Origin of the sequence: Nonomuraea africana, from assembly GCF_014873535.1 — a bacterium.
Taxonomy (GTDB): domain Bacteria; phylum Actinomycetota; class Actinomycetes; order Streptosporangiales; family Streptosporangiaceae; genus Nonomuraea; species Nonomuraea africana.
Genome location: NZ_JADBEF010000001.1, coordinates 1,961,034 through 1,983,369, shown reverse-complemented (window position 1 = coordinate 1,983,369; position 22,336 = coordinate 1,961,034). Strand labels below are relative to the sequence as shown.

At 69.6% G+C, this 22,336-nt stretch carries 22 protein-coding genes and 2 pseudogenes; 18 read left to right on the top strand and 6 right to left on the bottom strand.

Translation table 11 applies throughout. The features are described 5' to 3' along the window. Positions 1-20: 20 nt before the first annotated feature. A pseudogene (locus H4W81_RS09135) lies at positions 21-122 on the bottom strand (IS5/IS1182 family transposase); the annotation flags it as partial. 249 nt (positions 123-371) lie between these two features. Between H4W81_RS09135 and H4W81_RS09130 the strand changes: the two are divergent. Next, entirely contained in the window at positions 372-1,355 is a 984-nt protein-coding gene (locus H4W81_RS09130; RefSeq protein ID WP_192774397.1) for a BtrH N-terminal domain-containing protein, read from the top strand. Positions 1,356-1,402: 47 nt separating this feature from the next. Next, positions 1,403-1,612, top strand: a pseudogene (locus H4W81_RS49955) (NAD(P)H-binding protein); the annotation flags it as partial. An 82-nt stretch (positions 1,613-1,694) separates the two neighbouring features. Here the strand turns inward: H4W81_RS49955 and H4W81_RS48415 are convergent. Beyond that, entirely contained in the window at positions 1,695-4,307 is a 2,613-nt protein-coding gene (locus H4W81_RS48415; RefSeq protein WP_192774396.1) for a LuxR C-terminal-related transcriptional regulator, read from the bottom strand. A 176-nt stretch (positions 4,308-4,483) separates the two neighbouring features. On the opposite strand from H4W81_RS48415, the gene H4W81_RS09115 reads away from it, so the two are divergent. The 4 genes from H4W81_RS09115 to H4W81_RS09105 all read left to right on the top strand — a co-directional run bounded on the left by H4W81_RS09115 (position 4,484) and on the right by H4W81_RS09105 (position 7,270). Then, positions 4,484-5,032, top strand: a complete 549-nt coding sequence (locus H4W81_RS09115) for an RICIN domain-containing protein (RefSeq protein ID WP_192774395.1) — start codon at positions 4,484-4,486, stop codon at positions 5,030-5,032. A 187-nt stretch (positions 5,033-5,219) separates the two neighbouring features. After that, the gene (locus H4W81_RS46870; protein ID WP_225958519.1) at positions 5,220-5,396 is read left to right on the top strand and encodes a hypothetical protein; all 177 of its coding nucleotides are present in this window, start codon (positions 5,220-5,222) and stop codon (positions 5,394-5,396) included. Between the two features lie 75 nt (positions 5,397-5,471). Continuing rightward, positions 5,472-6,017, top strand: coding sequence for a TetR/AcrR family transcriptional regulator (locus tag H4W81_RS09110; protein WP_264083141.1), 546 nt, complete (start codon positions 5,472-5,474; stop codon positions 6,015-6,017). A 56-nt stretch (positions 6,018-6,073) separates the two neighbouring features. Next, positions 6,074-7,270, top strand: coding sequence for an MFS transporter (locus tag H4W81_RS09105; protein WP_192774393.1), 1,197 nt, complete (start codon positions 6,074-6,076; stop codon positions 7,268-7,270). Between the two features lie 68 nt (positions 7,271-7,338). Here H4W81_RS09105 and H4W81_RS09100 read toward each other — a convergent pair whose 3' ends face one another. After that, the gene (locus H4W81_RS09100) at positions 7,339-8,814 is read right to left on the bottom strand and encodes a tetratricopeptide repeat protein (protein ID WP_192774392.1); all 1,476 of its coding nucleotides are present in this window, start codon (positions 8,812-8,814) and stop codon (positions 7,339-7,341) included. A 322-nt stretch (positions 8,815-9,136) separates the two neighbouring features. Between H4W81_RS09100 and H4W81_RS09095 the strand changes: the two genes are divergently transcribed. From H4W81_RS09095 to H4W81_RS09085, 3 genes are read left to right on the top strand one after another with little or no spacing between them, the layout of a single operon-like run. Beyond that, positions 9,137-9,526, top strand: coding sequence for a hypothetical protein (locus tag H4W81_RS09095; protein ID WP_192774391.1), 390 nt, complete (start codon positions 9,137-9,139; stop codon positions 9,524-9,526). Positions 9,527-9,574: 48 nt separating this feature from the next. Further along, positions 9,575-11,104, top strand: a complete 1,530-nt coding sequence (locus H4W81_RS09090; RefSeq protein ID WP_192774390.1) for a multicopper oxidase family protein — start codon at positions 9,575-9,577, stop codon at positions 11,102-11,104. Between the two features lies 1 nt (position 11,105). Then, positions 11,106-11,957 (top strand): F510_1955 family glycosylhydrolase, encoded by an 852-nt coding sequence (locus H4W81_RS09085; protein ID WP_192774389.1) that lies wholly within the window; start codon positions 11,106-11,108, stop codon positions 11,955-11,957. A gap of 58 nt (positions 11,958-12,015) precedes the next feature. Here H4W81_RS09085 and H4W81_RS09080 read toward each other — a convergent pair whose 3' ends face one another. From H4W81_RS09080 to H4W81_RS09070, 3 genes are all read right to left on the bottom strand, one after another. Further along, a complete protein-coding gene (locus tag H4W81_RS09080) occupies positions 12,016-12,633 on the bottom strand; it encodes a DUF305 domain-containing protein (protein WP_192774388.1) in 618 nt (205 codons plus the stop codon). Between the two features lie 176 nt (positions 12,634-12,809). Next, positions 12,810-13,304: a DUF2269 domain-containing protein gene (locus H4W81_RS09075; RefSeq protein WP_192774387.1), complete on the bottom strand. Its 495-nt coding sequence runs from the start codon at positions 13,302-13,304 to the stop codon at positions 12,810-12,812. A gap of 5 nt (positions 13,305-13,309) precedes the next feature. Then, positions 13,310-13,501, bottom strand: a complete 192-nt coding sequence (locus H4W81_RS09070) for a hypothetical protein (protein WP_192774386.1) — start codon at positions 13,499-13,501, stop codon at positions 13,310-13,312. 98 nt (positions 13,502-13,599) lie between these two features. On the opposite strand from H4W81_RS09070, the gene H4W81_RS09065 reads away from it, so the two are divergent. From H4W81_RS09065 to H4W81_RS09025, 9 genes are all read left to right on the top strand, one after another. Further along, positions 13,600-14,178, top strand: a complete 579-nt coding sequence (locus H4W81_RS09065) for a TetR/AcrR family transcriptional regulator (protein ID WP_192774385.1) — start codon at positions 13,600-13,602, stop codon at positions 14,176-14,178. An 88-nt stretch (positions 14,179-14,266) separates the two neighbouring features. Beyond that, positions 14,267-14,614 (top strand): NADH-quinone oxidoreductase subunit A, encoded by a 348-nt coding sequence (locus H4W81_RS09060; RefSeq protein WP_192774384.1) that lies wholly within the window; start codon positions 14,267-14,269, stop codon positions 14,612-14,614. Further along, positions 14,605-15,834: a hypothetical protein gene (locus H4W81_RS09055; RefSeq protein WP_192774383.1), complete on the top strand. Its 1,230-nt coding sequence runs from the start codon at positions 14,605-14,607 to the stop codon at positions 15,832-15,834. The genes H4W81_RS09060 and H4W81_RS09055 overlap by 10 nt, the downstream gene beginning before the upstream one ends. Then, complete coding sequence (locus tag H4W81_RS09050) at positions 15,827-16,723, top strand: complex I subunit 1 family protein (protein WP_192774382.1); 897 nt, start codon at positions 15,827-15,829, stop codon at positions 16,721-16,723. The genes H4W81_RS09055 and H4W81_RS09050 overlap by 8 nt, the downstream gene beginning before the upstream one ends. Continuing rightward, positions 16,723-17,343, top strand: a complete 621-nt coding sequence (locus H4W81_RS09045; protein ID WP_192774381.1) for an NADH-quinone oxidoreductase subunit J — start codon at positions 16,723-16,725, stop codon at positions 17,341-17,343. Before H4W81_RS09050 ends, H4W81_RS09045 begins: the two co-directional genes overlap by 1 nt. After that, positions 17,340-17,645: an NADH-quinone oxidoreductase subunit NuoK gene (gene nuoK / locus H4W81_RS09040; RefSeq protein ID WP_192774380.1), complete on the top strand. Its 306-nt coding sequence runs from the start codon at positions 17,340-17,342 to the stop codon at positions 17,643-17,645. The genes H4W81_RS09045 and nuoK overlap by 4 nt, the downstream gene beginning before the upstream one ends. After that, on the top strand, positions 17,642-19,465 hold the full coding sequence (locus H4W81_RS09035; RefSeq protein ID WP_192774379.1) for an NADH-quinone oxidoreductase subunit 5 family protein: 1,824 nt from the start codon (positions 17,642-17,644) through the stop codon (positions 19,463-19,465). The genes nuoK and H4W81_RS09035 overlap by 4 nt, the downstream gene beginning before the upstream one ends. A 1-nt stretch (position 19,466) precedes the next feature. Further along, positions 19,467-20,933 carry a complex I subunit 4 family protein gene (locus H4W81_RS09030; protein WP_192774378.1) on the top strand — a complete coding sequence of 489 codons (1,467 nt, stop codon included), beginning with the start codon at positions 19,467-19,469 and terminating at the stop codon, positions 20,931-20,933. Positions 20,934-20,938: 5 nt separating this feature from the next. Further along, the gene (locus H4W81_RS09025; RefSeq protein WP_225958518.1) at positions 20,939-22,333 is read left to right on the top strand and encodes an NADH-quinone oxidoreductase subunit N; all 1,395 of its coding nucleotides are present in this window, start codon (positions 20,939-20,941) and stop codon (positions 22,331-22,333) included. Positions 22,334-22,336 lie beyond the last annotated feature (3 nt).

Genomic DNA, 22,336 nt, shown 5'->3' with positions numbered 1-22,336 from the left:
CTCAGACGCCAGCCTGATGTGGCCCCGGGCAGTGCGGGCGAGGTCCATATCAGTCGGCCTACCGGATCGCCCAGGACCTGCACGTTCATCCCGTGCCGGTGATGTCTGCCGAAGTAGTAGGGCTACTCAGCGTCAGCCGGCGCGATCCCCGTCGGTCGCCCTCGACGGCGTCGACCGAATCATGGCACCAAAGGTGCCGACCAGCGTGGTCATGGGTTTGCCAGAGTGTCGAGGGTGAGTCCGGTCTCGGCTGGACTCTCCCACTGTGGGAGGCCTCATGCTACTCCCAGCGGCCCCAGTGGTTGATCATGAAGGCATCAGTGACGGGGACGGTGTGACCGTTCGCCGCGGCAGCATGAGGAGAGCGACGCATGACCATCGTGAAGGACATCGAGGCCCGCGGCATGCACCACTGCGAGACGACGGCGTTGGGGGTGCTGTTGCGGCATGAGGGACTTGATCTGTCCGAGCCCATGTTGTTCGGGCTGGGCTCGGGCCTGTCCTTCATCTATTGGGACAGCAAGGGCATGGCGTTCCCCTTTCTCGGAGGCCGCGTCAAGCCTTTCGACCTCACCAGGAACCTGGCCGCCAGGCTGGGGCTGACGTTAACGGCCGAAGAGACCACCTCACCGCGCAAGGCGTGGGAGAACGTGGCCGCCCCCATCGACGCCGGTCGGCCGGTCGGCCTCCAGCTCGACTGCTACCACCTGGACTATTTCCGCTCCAAGGTGCACTTCGGCGGTCATGTCGTCGCCATGTACGGCTACGACGAGCACGACGTCTACCTTGTGGACACCGACCAGCAGGGAGGAGCGGTGCGCACCAGCCGGGCCAGCCTCGCCATGGCGCGGGCCGAACGAGGCCCGATGACCGCCAGGAACCGATCCTTCACCATCACCCTGCCGGCTCACCCGCTTTCCTGGCAGGACCAGATCATCCCCGCCATCAAAGACTGCGCCGACGCCTTCCTCGCCGCTCCCATCGCGAACCTGGGCCACCGCGGCATCGAGAAAGCCGGCAAGCAGGTGCCCAGATGGCTGCTACGCGCCGAAGAGCCGCAGCAGGACCTGCCGCAGGCCGCCCTTCTCATGGAGAAGGGCGGCACCGGCGGTGCCCTGTTTCGCGCCCTCTATCGCGACTTCCTCGACGAGTGCACCCGGCTGATCGACGACGGCAACCTCCGCGCCGGTCACAGGCTGTACGCCGAGGCCGCCGTCCTGTGGACGGACGTGTCCACCTTGATCGCGAAGGCTGGAGAGAGCGGCGACGCGGGGCACCTCGAGCAGGCCGGCGTCATCCTCCACGATCTTTCGCGCATCGAGAAGGACGCCATGCAGCTGCTGCGTCAGTTGTAGCTCAACGGGAAAGCTGTCCCTACCCGCTCGTCGCCGTCGAACCCAGAGTGCCGATCGCGATCCTGCGACTTCTGCTCGCCCAACCCTATGCCGACCAACGGCGCATGGAGGAAATCGTCCGCGCGAGCGACTTGGATTGGACGATCGTTCGCCTCAACCGGCTCCTCGACGGACCCGCCACCGGCGGCACCCGCGTCAGCCCTGCTCTGCTTCCCAAGCCCACCGGCACGACCCGCGCTGACGTGGCAACGACGCTGCTGGACATCCTCCCCAGCTGCCGTACCGCAGAGGAGGCGACCCTCCGATCCGCCGTGTCGACAACGCTGCGGGCCCCTACACCTAGCCTGTCAGGTCGAGCGCTGCGGCGATCTCCGTCCGGCGGCCGATGCCCAGCTTTGCATAGGCCGACTGCAGATGATTGGCGACCGTGCGCGGTGACACCGACAGGCGTTCAGCGATCTCCTTGTTGCGCAGGCCCGAGGCCGCCAGCAGGGCGATGTCCCGCTCCCGGTCGGTGAGGCCCGGCGCCCGCAGGCCGGCCAGGGCGGGCGTGCCTGCCGCCTCGCAGCGGGCGGCCAGCGCCCACGCCCGTGCCTCCACCGGCTTGGCCGCCAGAACCCGCCCGGCCTGGGCCATGGCCTCCGCCGCGTGCAGGAGCAGGCCGAGACCGGCGAATCGTTCCCCCACCGCGACCAAGGCGGGACCGTCGGTAGCCGCGCTGGCGTGCGCGTGCTCGGCGGCGATCGGGGCCAGCCGGCCGCTGTGCCGCGCGGCCACCTCGGCCAGCCGGGCCGCAGCCGCCACCACCGGGGGCGAGCCGGGCGGCGCCAGCCGTACCACGTCGTGCAACGTCACCATCTCCAGGCCCAGGAGGCCGCGGCCGCGGGCCTCAGCCGCCAGTTCCGCGGCGAGATCGGCGGCCGGGCCGCCCTCCAGGGCCGCCAGCCAGGCGCGGGCCGGCTCCCGCCACAACCCCATCAAGCCGAGCGAGGCCGCAGCCGGGGACTCCAGCGCCGCCCTCGCCGCCTCGGGCTCGCCGCTCAGAGCGGCGGCATGGGCGACTTCGCCGAGGCAGAGGATGGCGTACGGCGTGGCCGCCAGCCTGGCGTACGCCTCGTGCGCCAGACGCCTGGCCGTCTTGACCTTGCCCGACAGGCGGTGCAGCTGCGCCAGGCAGGCGGTGAGCACGGCGTGTGCCACCCCCCAGCCGTCGGCCTCCGCCGCCTGCGCCAGCGCGGCTCCGATCTCCTCGGACGCCAGGTCACCGTCGAGTACCCGAGCCAGGTGCCGGGTGTAGGTGAGGGTGAGCATGAGCTCGGGCGCGTCGGCACGCCACAGGTCCGTCGCGTCCAGCAGGCGGCGGCAGGCCTCGACCGCCTCAGCGCAGCGCCCCAGCTGTCCCAGCGCGGTGGCCTTGGCCTCCAGGAGGAGCACCTCGCCCAGTCCGGAGGAATGGGGCGCCGGGCCTGGGGGCCTCGGGCCTGCCGGTGTTGACTCGGTCAGTCGCAGCAGCTCCATGGCCTGCGTGCAGGATCCGCGCATGGCCAGGTTGTAGGTCTGCTGCCCGATGACCTCGGCCCGTAGCTCGACGTCGGAGATGCCCGCCAGCGCCGGTGCGAACATCCGGTCCGCCTCGTCGGGACGGTCCAGCCCGAAGTTCACGGTCATCAGCCGCAGCTGGGCGACCCGGGCACGGAGCAGCTCGTCGCCGGATGGTTCCGCGACGGAGGCGAGCGCGTGGGCTGCCTCCTCGGCCCGCCCCGCCATGATGAGCCCCCGGGCGAGCGGCGCGGCGGCCTCGGCGCCGGCGCCGGCGTCGAGGGCGGCCTGGCCGAACCGGATGGCGAGCTCCACCTCGTGTGCCGCCTGGGCCAGCCGGCAGGCGGTCACCAGGGTCCGCGCGTCGTGTCCGCCGCCGCTGTCCAGCCGCCAGGCGGCCACCTGCAGGACGTCCTGACCGCGGCGCGTGCCGTACCTCTCGGTGGCGTCGGCCAGCTCGCGTAGGCGGCGGCGACGGCGCAGGGCGGGCAAGCGGGCACGGACCACCTCGCCGTAGAGGGGGTGGGCGAGGCGAACGAGCACGCGCCGCCCGTCGTGGCCGGCCTCGACGAGCCCTTTGGCCTCTGCGGACTCGAGCGCCTCTGCGCTGACGAGGCCGGCCACGAGCTCGGCGCCGAGCGGTTCGCCGAGCGCGACCAGCTCCACGACTGCCTGCTCGTCCGAGGTGAGGGCCCCGATCCTGGCTTCGACCAGCTCCCCCAGCCGAACGGCAGGAGGGAGGCGTCCGATCCAGCGCCAGACGCCGTTCGCCTTGGCGAGGGCGCCGGCCTCGACCAGTTCGCGCAGGTACAGCGGGTTACCGGCAGCGAGTCGGTGGAGCCGACTGCTCGCGGCGGTGTCCACCTGCCCGCCGAGCGCCGCCTCCAGGATCTCGTGGACCGCTTCCTGGGGCAGGGGGCCGAGGTCGAGCCGCCGCAGCAGGCCCCGCGTCCACAGCCCAGTGATCGCGGACGGTACGGCCTCGCCCTCGCGGAGCGTGGCCAGCAGCCGCGCGGCGTGCAAGGAGACCAGGTGCTGGATCAGAGCGGCGGAGGCGGAGTCGAGCAGGTGGGCGTCGTCGACCGCCAGCAGCAGGCGGCGGCGGCCGGCGGCGCGCAGCAGGATGCGCGCCGCCCAGCCGATCAGATTGGCCTCGGCGGAAGGCGGGACCTCAGGCGGGATCAGGTGGGCCAGAGCGCCGAACGGCAGTGCCGCGGCGGCCGCGCAGGCGCCGGCCCTCGCCACGAAGGCGGCGCGGGAATGGTGCTGCCGCAGCAGCTCGGCCATCAGGCGGGTCTTGCCCGCGCCCATGGGGCCCGCGATGAGCACTCCCGCGCTGGCCGGGTCGCCCAGATGAGTCCCGGCTGCCTGGATGTCTCCGGAACGGCCGGCAAACGGCCATGTGCTCGCCATACGCCCAGTTTGCTGACGGGCTCGGCGGACACAAGCGGTTCCCGGTAAGTAACCGTCGCTGCCGGAATAGGCACCGTTTTACTCATCCCCGTCAGGACATCCCGCCCGATGCTGTGTCGCAGGCCCCCATGGCGATCGCCGCCAGGGAGAGGCTCATCACGAGATCTGGAGGATTCATGCCATTCCGCCGCACCCTCGCCCGGCTGTCGCTGCCCATCCTGGCCGCGTTCGCCGTCTTCGGCTCCACCGCGCCGCCCGCGTCCGCGGCCCCGGCAATCCCCGCGTCCTTCACCGTCCGCCCCAAGGCCGCGACCGGCCTGTGCGTGAAGGCTCCAGCCCACCCCACCTCGGGCACCGGCCAGGCCAACGGCAGCGTGGTGCTGTTGGATTTCTGCGGTGGCTGGATGGCCGGCACCCAGACCTGGACCGCCAGCCCCATCAGCGGCACCGCCGGCCTGTACCGGATCAAGCGGCAGGGCACCAACCTCTGCCTGGAGATCGGCGGCTGGGCGAACTACGACGCGGCTGCCGCGCTCACCTGGACCTGCCACGACGGCGCGAACCAGACCTGGCGGCTGCGCTGGGACGGCGGCGGCTGGTGGGAGTTCCGCAACGAGGCGAGTGTGCGATGCCTGGACGTCCGCGTTCACCAGGCGTGGACCAGCCTCTACCAGTGGGGTTGCCACGGCGGTGGTGAGCAGCAGTGGGTGCTGGTCGCTGCCTGAGCGACCAGCGTCCTACTTCTACCGCTGCTTGCACCACACCCGGCCACGCCCCCTTTGAACAGCGGCGGGCTCGCCCTCACCTGCGGCCGGCAGGTAGGGCTCCAGGAGATCGCCCGCCACCAGGTGACCGGAAGCTCATGCGGGCCGAAGGCGACCATCCCGGTGCGCCAACAGTGCCCGACAAGCAGTGCAGCCACCGCTGAACGGACGAGCGGCCGCGGACGAAGTCACCCAGCCGGCCCGCGAGAAGGCCGGCGCTCGCGTCGACGCTCAATCCGATGAGGATGAAAAGGGCCCCCAGGATGAAGAACAGGAGGTGACCACGAGCGCGCTGCTGTGGACCGGCAATCTCGTATTGCACTGATCGGTGTAAAACAAGTAACGTGCTCGTATGGCGAGGCCGAGATCATTCGATGAGGACCGGGTCCTGGACACTGCGATGCGCACGTTCTGGGCGAACGGCTACGAGTCGACCTCGACCAGGGACCTGTGCGAGGCGCTCGGCCTGGACCGCAGCAGCGTGTACAACGCCTTCACCAACAAGCGCGAGCTGTTCAAACGCGCGTTGACCCGCTACATGGACGCCACCACCGCCGACCAACTGCGGATCCTTGACAGTCACGAGCTGCCGGCGATCGAGCGGATCCGCGCGCTGTTCGCCAAGATCCTCCAGACGGAGGCGGAGAACAGGCGCGACGGCTACGGCCTCGGCTGCCTGACCGTCAACACCACGATGGAGCTCGCCGGCCGCGACCCGGAGATCGCCCTGATGCTCGATCGCAACACCGAGTTCCGAGTCGCCAACCTGAGCGCCGTCATCGAGAGCGGGCAGCGCGACGGCACCATCGGCTCCACCCGCGATCCCGCCGAGCTCGCCAGGTTCGTCAACGCCGTGATCGCCGGGATCCGGGTGGCCGCTCAGGGCGGCGCCACCGACGCCACACTCGAGGCCATCGCGGCCACGGCCATGGACGCCCTGGCCTGACGTCTGCTTTTTTCATGCCCAAGTTCTACACCGATTGATGCAAAAAGGAGTCCCCCTTGCCCAGAGCCGTCTACGTCCTGGCCATAGGCATTTTCGCCATGGTGACCAGCGAGTTCGCCGTCGGAGGCCTGATGCCCGAGATGGCAGGCGGACTCGGCGTGACCATCTCCCAAATCGGCTATCTGATCACCGCCTTCGCGGTGGCCATGTCGGCGGGCGGGCCGCTGATGACCGTCGCGCTGGTACGGATACGCCCGAAACCCGCACTCATGCTGCTGTTCGCAATCTTTCTGGTGGGCAATGTGCTCGCGGCGCTCGCGCCCTCCTACCCGATCATGATGGTCGCGCGAGTCATCACCGGAGTCGCCTCCCAGGCATTCTTCGGAGTCGCCATCTCGGTGGCGGTCCAGCTGAGCCGCCCAGAGGTACGCGGCCGCGCCCTCGCCATCGTCCTGAACGGATTGATGCTCGGCACCCTGCTCGGGCTGCCGCTGTCCACGCTGATCGGCGGGCCGCTTGGCTGGCGTGCCGCCTTCTGGGTCGTCGGCGCCCTGACCGTCATCGCCGCGCTCGCCACGATGATGGGCGTTCCCAGGCTCGGGCGTGCTGACGGCGGCAACGGCAACTTCAGGCAGGAGGTGGCGGTCTTCAGGAACGGCAGGCTGTGGCTGGCGCTGTCGACCAGCACCCTCATCATCGGCGCGACCTTCGCCGCCTTCAGCTATCTCAGCCCGATCCTCACCCAGGTCACCGGGTTCCCCTCGGGGGCCGTTCCCCTGCTGCTCGTCGCGTACGGCGCAGCCACCGTGATCGGGAACTACGTCGTCGGGCGCCTGGCCGACAAGCACACCATCAGCGTCCTGCTGTCCGGGCTGATCCTCAACACGATCTTCCTGGCCGGTTTCGCGCTGTTCGCCCACCTCAGCGTCCCCGCGGTGATCACCATGCTGGGCGTCGGGCTGGTCGGAGTGACCATGAACCCCGCGATGGCCGTTCGCATCCAGCGCGTCGGCAACCCGGGGCCACTGGTCAACACCGTCCACGCCTCCTTCATCACCCTCGGGGTGATCGTCGGCTCCTCGGTCGGCGGGCTGGCCATCGACGGCTTCGGGCTGCGGGCTCCCCTCTGGCTGGGCGTCGGGCTGGCCGTACTCGGGATCGGGTCCCTCCTGCCCGAGCTCGGCCGTACCAGGGCGCAGTCAACGACGGAGAGTCTCGCTCAGGAGCGCGTCGAAGCCGCCACCACCCACTGACGCGCCGCACGAACCGAAACCACCACCTACCGACGATCGTCGGTACGCTCGCACACACCGCCATGCGGTCAGATGTGCTCTGTGGGGTGGCCGCAATTGCCACAGAACCGGCCGATCGGACCCAGTCTTGTACCGCACGATACGCAGAACCTGACCCGGTGCGGTGCGGCCATCACCGGTTGCGGTGGTTGTGATGTACCGCCAGGGAAGGCCTGGGGTCGCCTGACGATCAGGGTCGGGTTGGGGTCGTCAGCGCGGGAACGTGTGGCGAGGTGCGGCTCCTGTGGTGGCGCCTGCCCCCATTCCTCGTACGAGGCGCGCCGTCGCCGCCACCACAACAGCCCCAGGCCCACGGTCAGGGCGAGGACGACCGCCGCTCCGGCGATGAACGGCCACAGCGGGATCGTGGTGCTCTGGGGCGACGCGGTCTTGCCGGCTCCCACATCGGCCGAGGTGCCCTTCTTGGCCAGCGACTCCTTCAGGTGCGCCGCGGCCACGGGCTGGCCGGGGTACAGGTCGAGCACACGCTGGAAGGCGGGTGCGGCGTCGGTGTAGTTCTTGGTGTGGAAGCGGGACAGCGCCGCCTCGAAGGCGGCGTCGGCCGGTCCCCTGCGGGCGGACGCCTTGGCATCGGCGAGCGCCGAGGTGATCTCCCGAACGCCGATCATCTTCGCCGTGTTACCGCCTACGACCAGCAGGCCGATGACGTGTCCGTCCTTGTTGCCGATGACGGGCGCGCCGAGCATGCCCTGGTCGACCAGCTTGCCGAGTTTGACGGGCTCGTTGACCTTCTTCTGCGGGTCGGTGAAGCCGCGAGCGGCCCCACCTGCCACCGCAGGACCCAGATGGGCGATGTCGAGTTTGAGCAGCTGGTCCGGAGCCGGCCTGCCGAGGAATCCGGCGACCGAGACGGGCGATCCGGCCTTGTCAGGCTCCTTGTCGGCCAGCGGTGCGGTGGGCAGCCCGACGCCGCCGCCGATCCGTGAGGTCGGCCGTAGGACGGCCGGGTCGCCTGGGCTGTTTCCCAGCTTGACGACCTCGGCCTTGAATCCCTGCCCGTCAAAGGGAGCGACGTTGGGGAAGATCGTGATGTCCTGCTTGATGTCGACGAGGCAGGTCGACCTCGGGCTCGTGACGTCGTAGCAGAGCTGCAGGCGCCGATTGAGCCGCTCGTCGTCCAGCGTGTGTCTGGCGAAGTCGATGGGGATGTTCGCCTTGTGATGATCGGCGAAAACGCTGTTGGCGGCGTAGGCCCTCAGGTCGTTGTCGGTACTGACCACCTGAGTGACTGAGACGAGCGTGCCGTCGGGATTGACCACGGTGCCGGTACCGGTGCCGATCGGCACCTCGTAGCTGCGCTGGACGTGTACCAACTCGCCGACGTGGTCAAGCAGCGTGATATCGATCAGGGCCTTGGCCTCCACCCTGACCACGGCGGGGGTGACCAGGTCGGTGATGCCGCTGGGATGCTCATGGGCCTGTGCTGTGGGCACGCCCATCAGCACGAGGCCGACCGCCACTCCGGGCACTGCGAGACGCCTCATTACGAGCTCCCTCCTTGCGACAGAACCAGAGCTCCAACCGCCCACGCGCTTCGCGAGTCCTGCCGCATCAACGTGGAGTATCGAAAAACGGGGTCGACGTTGGCGGCGCGCTCGCAGGCGCCGTGGCGGGGCGACCGTCACCGAGTGTCCGAGCACACCGGGCAACCCCTCTCAAACAACATGTCCAGTATCTCTCAAGTGCTCAACGACACCACCTCCCACAGGCCAAGAGACGGTGTAGCGCGATCTTGGCCAAGGGTCTTATCAGGGGCGAATAGCGCCGAAGGTAGGGTCGGTTCGTAGCTGTCCGATGGGAGGAGCGGTGAATCGTAGGAGCGCGTTCTCCGCCTTGCTGCCGAAGCTCGTGCTGGTCGCGTCCGTGCTGCTGGGCCTCGGACTCAGCTACGCCACCGCGCATTTCTGCGTGGCCTCCCACACCCCCGTCGGCGTCTGCGCCCACACGGCAGGGGCGGACCATCCCGGCATGAGCATGACGCATGAGCCGGTCGACCCCGGTCCCAGCCCTGTCGTGCTGTGCCTGGCCGCGGTCGCCGCGACCCTCGTCGTGATCGTGCTGACCCTGTTGGGCCTCGGTCGCGCGGTGCCCATCGCGGGCGCGGACCGCAAGCGCCCGACAGCCCTACCCGCCGTTCGCGGCTCGCCTCTGCCGATCGCACTCACGCTGAGACGTGTGGCGGTCCTGCGGATATAGGAGCCCGGTTCAAGGGACCGCCTATCCGTTTCGAACCGTGAGCGATTCATGACATCCATCGATCGACGCTTCTTCCTGCGCGCCGGCCTGACCGCAGCAGGAGGAGCCCTCCTTTCCGCGTGCTCGACGAGCGAGAGCACGACCTTCGTCCAGCCCGGTGGCGCGCAGGTGCGCGCCACCGAGACCGCCCGCCGTCCGGGCCGAGCCAGGGAGTTCCGGCTCCTGGCCCGTGAGGGTCAGGCCGACCTCGGCGGGCCGACTGTCAACACCTGGCTGTACGGCGAGCGCCTGCCCGGCAGGCCGATCCGCGTCCAGGCCGGGGAGGTGGTCCGAGCCCGGCTGGTCAACCGGCTGCCGCAGGAGACGACCGTGCACTGGCACGGCCTCGCGCTGCGCAACGACGCCGACGGCGTGCCCGGCGTGACGCAGCCGACCATCCCCGCCGGCGGCGAGCACCTCTACGAGTTCACCGCTCCGCATCCGGGGACCTACTGGTTCCATCCGCACCACGGCACCCAACTCGACCGCGGCCTGCACGCGCCGCTGATCGTCGAGGACCCAGACGAGCCGCTCGCCTACGACCACGAGTGGGTCGTCGTCCTCGACGACTGGATGGACGGCGTGACGGGAACCCCCGACGAGGTGCTCACCGAGCTGACCGCGATGGCGGGCATGATGGGCGAGGGGGGCCACGAGGGCCACGGCGCCATGCCAATGCCCACGCCCACGCCGTCCGCGTCGGCGAAGTGGCCGCACATGATGATGAACGCCGAGAGCGACCTGCTCGGCGGCGACGCCGGCGACGTCTACTACCCGCACTTCCTCGTCAACGGCCGGGTGGCGGACGCCCCGGAGACGTTCACCGCCAAACCGGGAGCCCGGCTGCGGATCAGGCTGATCAACGCGGGCGGCGACACCGCGTTCCGGGTCGCGCTGGGCGGCCACAGGCTGACCGTCACCCACGCCGACGGCTTCCCCGTGGAGCCCGTGGAGACCGACGCGTTGCTGCTCGGCATGGGCGAGCGCTACGACGTCCTGGTCACGCTCAAGGACGGCGCCTTCCCGTTGGTCGCGCTCGCCGAGGGCAAGCGCGGTATGGCCCGCGCCGTGATCCGTACGACCAGGAGCGCCAGAGCGCCGCGGGCGGACGTGCGCCCCGCCGAGCTGGACGGCCGGCTCGCCGGTTACGACCAGCTCCAACCCGCGCAGGCCGTACGGCTGGCAGCGCGGACACCCGACCGGACGATCACTCTCAAGCTCACCGGCACCATGGCGAAGTACGACTGGGCCATCAACGGCAGGACGTACGACCCGAAGGTCATCGAAGCGATCAGGTCCGGCGAGCGCGTCAGGTTGTCCTTCGTCAACCAGAGCCTGATGTGGCATCCCATGCACCTGCACGGCCACACCTTCGCCCTGGCCGGCAGCGGCCTGCGCAAGGACACGGCGATCGTGCTGCCCGGAAAGACGCTCCACGTCGACTTCGACGCCGACAACCCCGGTTTGTGGATGATCCACTGCCACAACGTCTACCACGCGGAGGCCGGGATGATGAGCCTCCTCGGTTACGAGGCATAAGATGATCAAGAAATTCGCAACGGCGCTCGTCCTCGCCATCGGCCTGACGGCGTGCGGCTCGGACGTCCAGGCGCCCGAGCCTGCCGCCCAGCCCTCCTCGGATCCGGGAGTCGGGCACGTCCACGGGCTGGGTGTCGATCCCGCCACCGGAAAGACCTACGTGGCGGGCCACTTCGGACTGTTCACTCTGGAGAACAAGAAGCTGGTCAGAGTGGGTGACAGGGACGCCGACCACATGGGCTTCACGGTCGCGGGGCCGAAGACCTTCTACGCCAGCGGGCACCCCGCCGAGGCGGACATCGCCGCGGGTCGGCCGCCGCACCTGGGCCTGATCCGCTCCTCCGACTCCGGCCTCACGTGGGAACAGGTGGCGCTGGCCGGCAAGGCCGACTTCCACGCCCTGCAGGTCGTCGGGACGACCGTCTACGGCTACGACAGCCAGACCGGCCAGATCTGGCGCGGCAAGGGAGCAGACCTCAAGCCCGCCGCCCGGCTCGACCTGCTGGACCTGGCCGCGGGCGCCGACGCGCCCGAGCGCCTCTATGCCACCACCCCCGATGGGGTGAAGGTCAGCGGCGACGCCGGCAAGAGCTTCGAGGCGCTGAAGGGTGCCCCGCTGCTGTCCTTCCTTGACGTGGCCGGCAAGGATCACCTCGTCGGCGTGGCTCCCGACGGCCAGGTACACACCAGCACCGACGGCGGCTCGACCTGGCGGCCTGGGGGGCGCCTGCCCATGCAGGCCGTCGCCTTCACCGCCGTGTCCGCCGACCGTCTCCTGGCCGCCGCCATGGACGGGACGGTCTACGAGTCCACGAACGCCGGCAAGGGCTTCAGCACCGTCTACCAGCCCTGATACATCTCGCGCTCCGAAGAACGCCGGGTGCCCGGAACAGGCACCCGGCGCCGGAGGATCAGAGCCGGTCGAGGAGCTTCCGCATCTGCTCCACCTCAGCCTGCTGCGACGACTCGATGGTCTTGGCGAACACCTTGACCCCGTCGTTGGCGCCCTTCGCCTGCTCGGTCTTCGCCATCTCGATCGCGCCCTCGTGATGGGCGATCATCATGCGCAGGAACTGCCTGTCGAACGCGGCACCCTGGGCCGCCTCGAGCTTCTTCATGTCCTCCGCCGACATCATGCCGGGCATGCCATGATGCATGCCGCCGGAGGGCATGGGCTTGTCCCACGCCTCGAGCCAGCCCTCCAGGGTCTGGATCTCCGGGTCCTGGGCGGCCTTGATCTTCGCCGCCAGCTTTTTGACCTCGGCATCGGCGGCGCGGGTCTCGGCCAGGTCGGCCATCTCCACGGCCTGCTGGTGATGCGGGATCATGTTCTGCGCGAACGTCACGTCGGCCTCGTTGAAGGACGCCCCTGGCTGAGGGCTGGCCGGAGCGCCGTGCGTGGTGATGGCGATCTCATGCCCCGCTCTCGCGTTGTCGGTGCCGCCACAGGCCGTGAGCAGCGCGAGTGCCCCGGACCCTGCGGCCACGGTGAACGCGAGGCGTCGGATGATCGCTCGGTTGGTGGACATGGCTGAGTGACTCCTGTTAATGGGTTCGTGTATGGCCGCAGTCGCAGGCCGAGGACGCCCATGAGAGAACCGCGACACCCGCCGGGAGCACCTGGGCGCTGCACCGGCTCTACCGCGATAGTAGGCATGGCGCGGCGGCTGTCGCCGCGAGGACACGCCCACATGCTTGTCTGCGATCATCCAGGGCGCTCGGCGCGCCCGTACCGGGTCCGGCCGCGCGGCTTGTACACCGCCAGCACCGTGGCCGCGAGCAGGAGAAGCAGTGCCAGCACGGTGTGGAGCACGACAGATGGGCTCCGCAGCGCGTCTCCGGACGACGTCGGCTCCGCCGCCACGCGGGCCAGGTAGCCCAGCGTCTGCGTGTACATCAGCAGGACGACGATGGCGCCCAGGTTGATCAGCAGCTTGAAGACGACCCAGTAGTGCCGGAACAGTCCCCACACGCTGCCCAGGGACTGGACGATCCCGGTGAGCAGCGACGCCACAGACAACGGCACGAGGGTGAACCAGGCGGCGGGCTCCATGACGAGGTAGGCGGCCCGCACGGTCCGCGCGTCCTGGGCGGTCAGTCCGATGAGCGCGAGCGCGAGGAAGACGACGACCGCGCCGAGCCACCCGACCGAGGACGTGACGTGCGTGGTGAGCACGAGCTTGCGCAGGGGCGGCGACATGGTCCTCATCGGGCAACGGCTTCCGCGGTGACCAGGACTCCTTCCCCACCGCCATAGGACCAGTGCCGGCCAGGGCCGTGGTCACCGCCTATGAGCAGCAGAACGATGAACAGCAGGACGAGAACGGCGGTGACGACTCCCGCGATCTTCACCCAACGCGGCGTGCCGGTGTCGTCGGAACCAGCTGGATCTGCCATGTGAACGTCCTCCCGCATCCTGGGTGCTCATTTTTACGAAACACTATGTCTCCGTCAATACACAATGTATCGACTTCGGCGTCGCGTATGCTGCCCACGTGCCCAGGCTGTGGAATGAGACGATCGAGGCGCATCGCCGTGAGGTGCGCGACGCGATCCTGGACAGCACCGCGGCGCTCGTGGCGGAACACGGGCTGCGGTCGGTGACGATGTCGCAGATCGCCGAGAAGACCGGCATCGGCAGGGCGACCCTGTACAAGTACTTCCCCGATATCGAGGCGATCCTGTCCGCCTGGCACGAACGTCAGATCACCGGCCACCTTGGCCATCTGCTTCACGTCCAGGCCCAGGCGGGCGGCGCCGGCGAACGGCTTGCGGCCGTGCTGGAGGCCTACGCGCTCCTCTCGCACGAGTCACGTGGCCGCCACGACCCGGTACTGACAGCGTTCCTGCACCAGGGCGAGCACGTCACGCGAGCGCACCAGCAACTCCGCGACCTGATTCGTGACCTCCTGGCGGAGGGCAGCGCGACCGGAGTCATGCGCGACGACCTCTCGCCGGACGAACTGGCGAGCTATTGCCTGCACGCCATTTCCGCAGCAAGCGGTCTATCTTCCAAAGAGGCGGTCCGTCGGCTGGTGACGGTCATCCTGGCGGGACTGCGTCCAGCGAGCTGAGAACTTTGGTGAAGGCAATCACAACGAGGTGATTGCTGTTGCCCAGACAGGGAACTACGGATCTTAGTAGCTTGCTGGGAGAAGATCCATGGAGCCCTGGGCGGCCGTTCTCGCCCTGCTCGTCCTGCTCACCGTAGGCGTCGTCGCCGTCTACGCGGTCTCGTTGATCATCGCTCCGCGCGGCCCGGTTGGCGTGGGGCCCTTCCTGTCCGGTGCTCGGCCGCACGAGCACGCTCTTTCTCGCTACCACGTGCGCTGGTACGCGGTGACCTTGGTCTTCCTGGCGTTCGACATGGAAATGGTCTTCATGTACCCCTGGGCACTCGTGGTCGCCGAGGTGGGCACTGTCGCTCTGGTGGAGATGTTCATCTTCCTCGGCCTGCTGATGGTCGGCGTGATCTATGCCTGGCGGGAGGGGGCCTTCCGATGGGCCTGACACGCTGGCTGCTCAGGCAGGCGGCCATGCACCCCCGTCCGCTGGTGGTCACAGCGGTGTACGGCACGCGAGCACGGCTACTGACCGAAGCGGAGCTTGCCCGGCGGTCCTGGGTACCCGCCGACGCGCCAGGTGAAGCGAATCTGCTCATCGTGTGCGGACACGCCAGTCATGAACTCGACGAGGCCGTCCGAACGGTGTGGAGCGACATGTCGGGCCCCCGCGCCCGGGTCGACGTTCCCTCTGAAGCCTCGCCGCATCAGGTGACGCAAGCGTTGGAGCACGCCACCGAGCAACTGGGGGATGCGCAGGCTCAGTGGCAGGACGCCGCAGCCCGGGTCGCTGCGCCGTGGGTGCCGGGTTCGTCAGATGCCGGCGACCAGGCCGCCATGCACGAAGGAGGGCATGGCACCTCTGACGAGCATGAGCATGAGGGTGGCGGTCACCTCAATCAGGAGCAAGCAGGTGGCGAGGCTGAGCATGGCGCTCACGGTGGACATGGAGGCGGCCATCACGAACACCACATGGGCAGTCCGGGTGGGCTGCCCATGGCCGAGCGCGGTCCCGACCGTGACGGGCTGAGCCTGGATCGGCTCCACGTACCTCTGGGACCGATCCTGGCCGACTGGCCGAGCGGTTTGGTCGTGGAGACCGTTCTGCAGGGCGACGTGATCCAGGAGGCCACCGTCAAGGTGATGCCTGGAATAGGGACGGGAGGCTCGTTCTGGGACGAGCCGTGGATCATGGCGGCAGAAGGACACCCCGTATCCCGGGCCGAGGCCGCACGGCGACGGGCCGCAGCGCGCCTCGACGGCCTGGGGCGGCTTCTCGCCGTGGCCGGCTGGGCCTCTGCGGCGGGTCAGGGCAGAAGCCTGAGGGATCGACTCCTCGCGGACGCGCCGCCCGCCGAGCTGGCGCCGCCGTACACCCGCTTCGCCCGACGGGTGCGCCGCTCGCGGACCCTGCGCTGGATGCTGCGGAACGTCGGAGCGATCGGGGAAGGCGACGCGCTGTCCAGGCTCGAAAGGTGGCTCGCCGCGACGTCGGCGGCGATCGCAGCTCTCGATGACAACACGCCGCTCGAGGAGCAGCCGCCGAGCAGACACGAACCCGAAGGCCTACTCCCCCACCTGCTCATCGGTGCGGAACTGGCCACCGCGAGGCTGATCGTCGCCAGCCTCGATCCGGATCTGGACCGGAATCAGGTCGCCCATGTCTGAACAGACACCGGTGTGGTCGGTCATCGCGCTCCCCGCCGTGCTGGCCGCGCTCGCACTCGCGGCGGCCGTCCTCGACGCGGTGCTCGGCGGGTTCCGGGCGAGCAGCCCGCTCGGAGAGGTGGCACGGCTCCTCGTCCAGCAGCGGCGGCGCACCCTTCTTCCCGACACCCTTCTCCTGCGGATCGGCGTCGTCAGCCTGGTCGTCGCCCCGGTGCTCGCCGGGATCGTGATCCCCTTGGGCGACATCGCAGTCGCGGACCTGGCTGTGGGCATCGTGTGGTTCAACGCGATGGAGGTGTGCGTCTGGGGATCGCTGTGGCTCACCGGCTGGTCGGTGAACTCGGTGTATCCACTGGTCGGCGCCTATCGGTTCGTGGCGCAGGGGCTGGCGTACGAGCTGCCGCACATGTTCGCGCTGATCACCGTGGGACTCGGGGCGGGGTCCCTGCGGATGAGCGACGCGGTGCGGGCGCAGCAGGAGCTGTGGTTCGTGGTGTGGATGCCGCTCGCCTTCCTCGTCTACCTGATCTCGGCGCTGGCGATGGCCTTCTGGGGGCCGATGGGCGCGCCTCTCGGCGGTGACATCGCCGGTGGCAGCCGGGCCGAGCTGTCGGGCCCCGACCGTCTGCTCTTCCAGTCGGGGCGCTATGTGCTCCTCGTCGTGGCCGCGGCGGCGGCCGTCCCCCTGTTTCTGGGGGGTGGCGCGGGTCCGCTCCTGCCGAGCTGGCTCTGGGCGCTGATCAAGACCGCGGCGGTGCTCGGGCTGCTGGTCTGGGTACGGCACCGCGTGCCCGTCGTCAGGATGGACCGCTTCACCCAGTGCTCCTGGCTGGTGCTGATCCCGGTCTCGCTGCTGCAACTGCTCGTCGTCGGAGTCGTGGTGCTGTGATGGCCGTCGCGTTCTGGATCCTGGCGGCCGTCTCCGTGGCGGCGGGGATCGCCGTGTTCGTCGTCGACTCGATGGCACGGGCGACGTTCGCCCTGCTCGCCTCCCTGCTGGCGGTCGGGCTGGCGTTCCTGCTGATCGACCTCCAGTACCTCGGCGTGCTGATCATCCTGATGATGGTCATGGAGATGCTGATCATGGCGGTGTTCATGATCATGTACATGATGAACCCGGCGGGGCTCATGCCGATGAAGATGGTCCACAACAATCGCGTCGCCGCGCTCGTCGCCGGTGCCGTCTTCGCCCTTCTCGCCGTCGGCATCTTCCTCACCCCGTGGCCTCGGCGCAGGGGGGAGCCTCCCGCTGATCCCACCCATGCCCTCGGCCTGTCGATCATGGGGCCGAAGATGCTCGTGATGATGGTCATCGGTGTGGCCATCCTGGCGACGATGATCTCAACTGTGGTGCTCGCCACCCATCGTGGCCGCTACGACAGGTACGGAGACGATCTGACGCGTCGCCCCCCGGACGATCCGGGACCGGGTCACGCCCACAGCCCGCAGCCCCCGGTCGAGCATCACCACGCGTGCGGCGCTCCAAACCCCGGCGAGGAGCGGACATGACGCTCGAAGCCTTCCTTCTGCTGGCCGCCGCGCTCTTCGCGGTCGGCCTGTACGGCGCGCTGTCCCAGCAGTCGATCGTCATGCTCATGATGGGGCTGGAGCTGATGATCAACGGGCTGATCGTGGCCGGTGGCGCCTTCTGGTACTTCCTGGCGCCCGGCACCGCTGACGGCCAGGTCCTCGTGCTCGTGGCCGTCACCGTGATGGCTCTGGAGATGGCCATGGGCTTCGCCGTGGTCACCGCGATCTTCAGAGCGCGCGAGGTCGACATGACGGACGACGCGGGAGACCTCAGCGGATGAGTTCTCTCCTCTGGCTGCTACCTGGCCTGCCGATCGCATCCGGTGCGATGCTGCTCCTCGCCCGTCGCGCCGAGCGAGGCGCGCCTGCCGCCGGTGTCCTCGTCGCCATGGTGACGGTGCTCGTCGCGGTCATGGCCGCGATCACCCGCCCCGCCCTGACCTTCGAGCTGTTCGCGGGGTTCGAGGCGGGGCTCGCGGTCGACGGGTTGTCGGCGGTCATGGTGGTCACGGTGTCGATGATCGCGCTGGCGGTTCTCGTCTTCGCGGCCGGCGAGATCCGCGAAGCGCGAGGCCGGTTCTTCGGCCTGATGCTGATCTTCGTCGGCGCAATGCTCCTCACGGTCACGGCCACCGATCTCGCGCTGCTGCTCATGGCGTGGGAGGTCATGGGTGCGATGTCCTACGCGCTGATCGGTTTCTGGTGGCAGGAGCGCGAACGGGTGCGGTCGGGCACGCTCGCCTTCCTCACCACCCGCGCCGGTGACCTGGGGCTCTACCTGGCGGCGGGCTGCGCCATCGCGGGCACACAGTCGCTCGCTCTCGCGAGCCTGCCCTCAGCGAGCGCGCCGTGGCGTGATCTGGTCACGGCGGGTCTCGTCGCGGCCGCGCTCGGCAAGTCGGCCCAGCTCCCGTTCTCCTTCTGGCTGTCGCGAGCGATGGCGGGCCCGAGTCCCGTGTCGGCCCTGCTGCACTCGGCCACCATGGTCGCCGCAGGCGCGTACCTGCTGCTGCGGGTGGTTCCTCTCCTCACGGCGACCGGCTGGGCCGCTCCCCTGGTCGCCTGGATCGGCGCCCTGACCGCGTTGCTGCTCGGCGCGGTCGCCTTCGCCCAACGCGACCTCAAGCAACTATTGGCCGCCTCCACCTGCGCGCAGATCGGCTTCATGGTCCTGGCCGCAGGCGTGTCGAACGTAGCGGGCGGAGCCGCGCACCTGGTCGCGCACGCGGCGGTCAAGAGCCTGCTCTTCCTTGGCGCGGGCGCCTGGCTGACCGCGCTGGGGACCAAGCAACTAGCTGAACTGCGTGGCGCGGCGCGGCGGTATCCCCTGGTAGGCGCCACCTTCGGAATCGGCGCCGTGGCGCTGGCCGGGCTGTCGCCGCTGTCGCTCTGGGTGACCAAAGGCGCGGTCCTCGCCGTCGTGGAGGATCGCGCGTTGTACGCCGTGGCGCTGGCGGGAGGTTTGCTGGCCGCCGCCTACGCCGCCAAAGCGTTGATGGCCGTATGGGGCCCGGCCGACGTGGAGCATTGCAGCGGAGAACGCGTCGGGCCGCTCCATCGGGTGCCTCTTCCCCCGCTCGCCGTGCTCGCCGCGGCGCTGGGCGTGGTCGGCTTTCCCCCGCTGTTCGACGCGTGGACTCGCCTGCTGGGCGCGCCAGGACCCGGACCGGAGCCGGGTGAGCTGGCACTGTCGGGCCTGCTGGCGGTGGTGGTCGTCGCTGGTGTGTCCCTGGCACGGCGTCGTCTGACGGCAAGCGTCGAAAGCCGGTCGTTCCTGTCCGGCTGGCTGCGGTTGGAGCCGATCGCCGTCACCGTGGCGTGGCGTCCGCTGCTGGCGGCGGCGCGGGCGCTGGCCCGATTCGACGACCGCGTGGTCGATGGCGTGGTGCGGGCCGTACCTTGCATGGGCATGGCGCTCGCCCGCCGGGCGCGCTCGCCGTTCGAGGCGGGGGTCGACGGAGTGGTCCGCGGCACGGCCTCGTCCGTCGGGCGGCTCGGCACACTGGCCCGGCGTCCGCAGACCGGTCAGGTGCACACCTACCTCGCCCAGGCGATGGTGGCACTCGTCCTGCTCGCGCTCGTGATCGTGCTGGTGAGGTGACGTGCTCTCGACAACGATCTTCCTGCCCCTGCTGGCGGCCGCGCTCCTGGCCCTGCCGCAGCTGGGCGGGCGGACCGCGAGGTGGATCTGGGTGAGCGCGGCCGCCGCCGATCTGGCACTGGTCGTGGTGATGTGGCTGGGCTACGGCGGCGGGATCGGCTACGAGGAGCGGCTGCGCTGGATCCCCTCGGTGGGCGCGGGCTACCACGTCGGCGTCGACGGCCTGTCGCTCCCGCTCATCGCCCTGACGGCAGTGCTGTTCCTCGCGTGCGCGATCTACCCCCTGAACGAGAAGCAGCGCCCGCGGTCGTACGCGGCGCTCTTCCTGTTCCTGCAGACCGTCTCCACCGGCCTGTTCGCCGCTCTCGACCTGCTGCTGTTCTTCGTCTTCTTCGACCTGTCGATCGTGGGGATGTACTTCGTGATCGTCGGCTGGGGCCACGGCGACAGGGCCCGCTCGGCGCTGAAGTTCTTCCTCTACACCTTCCTCGGCTCGCTGGCCCTGCTGCTGGGATTCATCGGCCTCTACCTGGGCGGCGATCCACGCACGTTCGACATCGTCGAACTCACCCGGAACCCGCCGCAGGCCGGTGCGCTGGTGCTGCTGGCGGTAGCGGTCGGGCTGGCGGTCAAGACGCCCACCGTGCCGTTCCACACCTGGCTGCCGCCCGCGCACACCGACGCCCCCGCCGCCGGTTCTGCCATCCTGGCGGGGGTGCTACTGAAGATGGGCACGTACGGCTTCGCCAGGATCGCGATGCCGCTGCTGCCCGGCCCATGGCGGCAGTACGCCTGGCTGATCGTCATCGTCGGGGTGGTCAGCGTGCTCTACGGCGCCCTGGTCGCCCTGGCGCAGGAGAACATCAAACGGCTGATCGCCTACACCTCGGTCAACCACATGGGCTACATCGTCCTGGCCTTCGGCGCAGCAGGACTCGCGGCAGGCAACGCCCAGGCCAGGCAGATGGCGATCACCGGCGCGGTCACCCAGATGGTCAGCCATGGGCTGATCACCGGCGCGCTGTTCCTGCTCACCGGCGTGCTGTGGGACCGCGCGCGCAGCTACGACCTCGGCCGCTTCGGCGGGATCGCCGCCGGCGCGCGAACGTTCACCCTGATGACCGCCGTCGCGGCCTTCGCCTCGCTCGGACTGCCCGGCCTGTCGGGGTTCATCGCGGAGTTCCAGATCTTCGCCGGCGTGATCGGCACGGGCCTGCCCGGTGCTGTCGTGGCCGGCGGGCTCAGCATCATCGGCATCCTGATCACCGCAGCACTGCTGCTCAGGGTCCTGCAGAAGGCCTTCCTCGGCCCGCCGGGCGAGCTCCCTGTCTCTGAGACGCAGCCACGCGAGGTGGCCTCGGTCGCCCCGCTGCTCGTCCTCTCCCTGATCATCGGCATCCTGCCGCGCTGGCTGCTCGACCTCATCGAGCCGTTTTCGGCGGCCCTCGTGGCATGGGTGGGCCGATGACCGGCATGAACGAGAATCCCCTCGACCTCCTGCCCGAGTTGCTCGTCCTGGCAGGAGCGGTGATCGGGTTGCTCGCCGGGCTGTTCCTCCGACGAGAGCGGCAGCGGCTCGTCGCCTGGATCTGCGCGGCCGCGCTCGTGGCGGCACTGGGCGCCACGGCGATCGCGGCCGTGCGACCGGACATGACGGCCTTCGAGTCCTACTCGCTCGACCTGCTCACCCACGTGGCCAGGGCGACGGTCATCGTCGCGACGCTGCTCCTGATCGTCCTGGCGGCCGGCTGGGCGCGCGGCAGCAGCCGCGAGGCCGAGGTGTACGTGCTGATCATGCTCGCCTCCCTCGGCACCATTCTTCTGGCGGGCGCCGACGACCTGCTCGTTCTCGTCGCCGCCTACCTGCTGGCCAGCATCCCCGCCTATGGGCTGGCGGGCTTCGCCAAGGACGCCGCGGGCACCGAGGCCGCGCTGAAGTACTACCTGATGGGCGCCTTCCTCGGCGTGCTCATGCTCGCCGGGGTCACCCTGCTCTACGGGTTGTCGGGAGCGACCGCCTACGAGGAACTGGGAGAACGGCTGACCACGGCTCCCGGAGGTGCCGTCGGCCTCGGCATCGTGCTCCTGCTGGCAGGCGTGCTGTTCAAAGCGGGAGGCGCGCCCGCGCAGTTCTGGGTGCCCGATGTGACCGAGGGCGCCTCCCGCCCGGTGGCGGCGTTCGTCACCACCATCCCGAAGGTCGGCGCCTTCGTCGCCCTGCTCCGCCTGTCCACCGAGGTCTTCGACGGCGCCGACACCGGGTGGCGCCCGCTGATCGCGGTCATCGCCGCCGCCACGATGACGCTCGGCAACCTGGCGGCGTTCTACCAGGACAACGTGCGCCGACTGCTGGCCTACTCGACCATCAGCCAGGCCGGGTACCTGCTGATGCCGATCGCCGTGGCCGGGCGCAGCGAGCTCGCCGAGCCCGCGCTCCTGTTCTACGTGGCCGCCTACGCCCTCACCAACATCGGCGCCTTCGCCGTGGTCCTCGCCGTCGGCGAAGACCTGGTGACCGACTACGCCGGGCTGGCCAGGCGCGCTCCCGGCCTGCTGCTGGCCCTCGTCATCTGCCTGCTCGGGCTGGTCGGCACCCCGCCCGCGGCCGTCTTCGTGGGCAAGGTACTCGTCTTCACCGCCGCGTGGGACGGCGGCTACGCATGGCTGGCCGTGGTCGCGGTGGTCAACACCGTGGCCAGCGTCTTCTACTACCTCCGTTGGATCAGGCCCGCCTTCCGGCACGTCGAAACCGATGCAGCCCTCGCCGAGGGAGGCGCGAGGTGGATCGCCTACGCGGCGGCTCTCGCCTCCCTGCTGCTCGGCGTGGGCGCGGGCGCAGTGCTCACGGCCGGCTTCACCGTCTCCTGACAA

Excerpts from the sequence above, each read along its gene's own strand:
- H4W81_RS09055 (WP_192774383.1), top strand. The coding sequence starts at position 14,605 with ATGGGCCTGACACGCTGGCTGCTCAGGCAGGCGGCCATGCACCCCCGT.
- H4W81_RS09110 (WP_264083141.1), top strand. The coding sequence starts at position 5,472 with ATGCGCACGTTCTGGGCGAACGGCTACGAGTCGACCTCGACCAGGGAC.
- H4W81_RS48415 (WP_192774396.1), bottom strand. The coding sequence starts at position 4,307 with ATGGCGAGCACATGGCCGTTTGCCGGCCGTTCCGGAGACATCCAGGCA.
- nuoK (WP_192774380.1), top strand. The coding sequence starts at position 17,340 with ATGACGCTCGAAGCCTTCCTTCTGCTGGCCGCCGCGCTCTTCGCGGTC.
- H4W81_RS09085 (WP_192774389.1), top strand. The coding sequence starts at position 11,106 with ATGATCAAGAAATTCGCAACGGCGCTCGTCCTCGCCATCGGCCTGACG.
- H4W81_RS09090 (WP_192774390.1), top strand. The coding sequence starts at position 9,575 with ATGACATCCATCGATCGACGCTTCTTCCTGCGCGCCGGCCTGACCGCA.
- H4W81_RS09080 (WP_192774388.1), bottom strand. The coding sequence starts at position 12,633 with ATGTCCACCAACCGAGCGATCATCCGACGCCTCGCGTTCACCGTGGCC.
- H4W81_RS09060 (WP_192774384.1), top strand. The coding sequence starts at position 14,267 with ATGGAGCCCTGGGCGGCCGTTCTCGCCCTGCTCGTCCTGCTCACCGTA.
- H4W81_RS09025 (WP_225958518.1), top strand. The coding sequence starts at position 20,939 with ATGAACGAGAATCCCCTCGACCTCCTGCCCGAGTTGCTCGTCCTGGCA.
- H4W81_RS09115 (WP_192774395.1), top strand. The coding sequence starts at position 4,484 with ATGCCATTCCGCCGCACCCTCGCCCGGCTGTCGCTGCCCATCCTGGCC.
- H4W81_RS09045 (WP_192774381.1), top strand. The coding sequence starts at position 16,723 with ATGGCCGTCGCGTTCTGGATCCTGGCGGCCGTCTCCGTGGCGGCGGGG.
- H4W81_RS09035 (WP_192774379.1), top strand. The coding sequence starts at position 17,642 with ATGAGTTCTCTCCTCTGGCTGCTACCTGGCCTGCCGATCGCATCCGGT.
- H4W81_RS09130 (WP_192774397.1), top strand. The coding sequence starts at position 372 with ATGACCATCGTGAAGGACATCGAGGCCCGCGGCATGCACCACTGCGAG.
- H4W81_RS09075 (WP_192774387.1), bottom strand. The coding sequence starts at position 13,304 with ATGTCGCCGCCCCTGCGCAAGCTCGTGCTCACCACGCACGTCACGTCC.
- H4W81_RS09050 (WP_192774382.1), top strand. The coding sequence starts at position 15,827 with ATGTCTGAACAGACACCGGTGTGGTCGGTCATCGCGCTCCCCGCCGTG.
- H4W81_RS09100 (WP_192774392.1), bottom strand. The coding sequence starts at position 8,814 with ATGAGGCGTCTCGCAGTGCCCGGAGTGGCGGTCGGCCTCGTGCTGATG.
- H4W81_RS09070 (WP_192774386.1), bottom strand. The coding sequence starts at position 13,501 with ATGGCAGATCCAGCTGGTTCCGACGACACCGGCACGCCGCGTTGGGTG.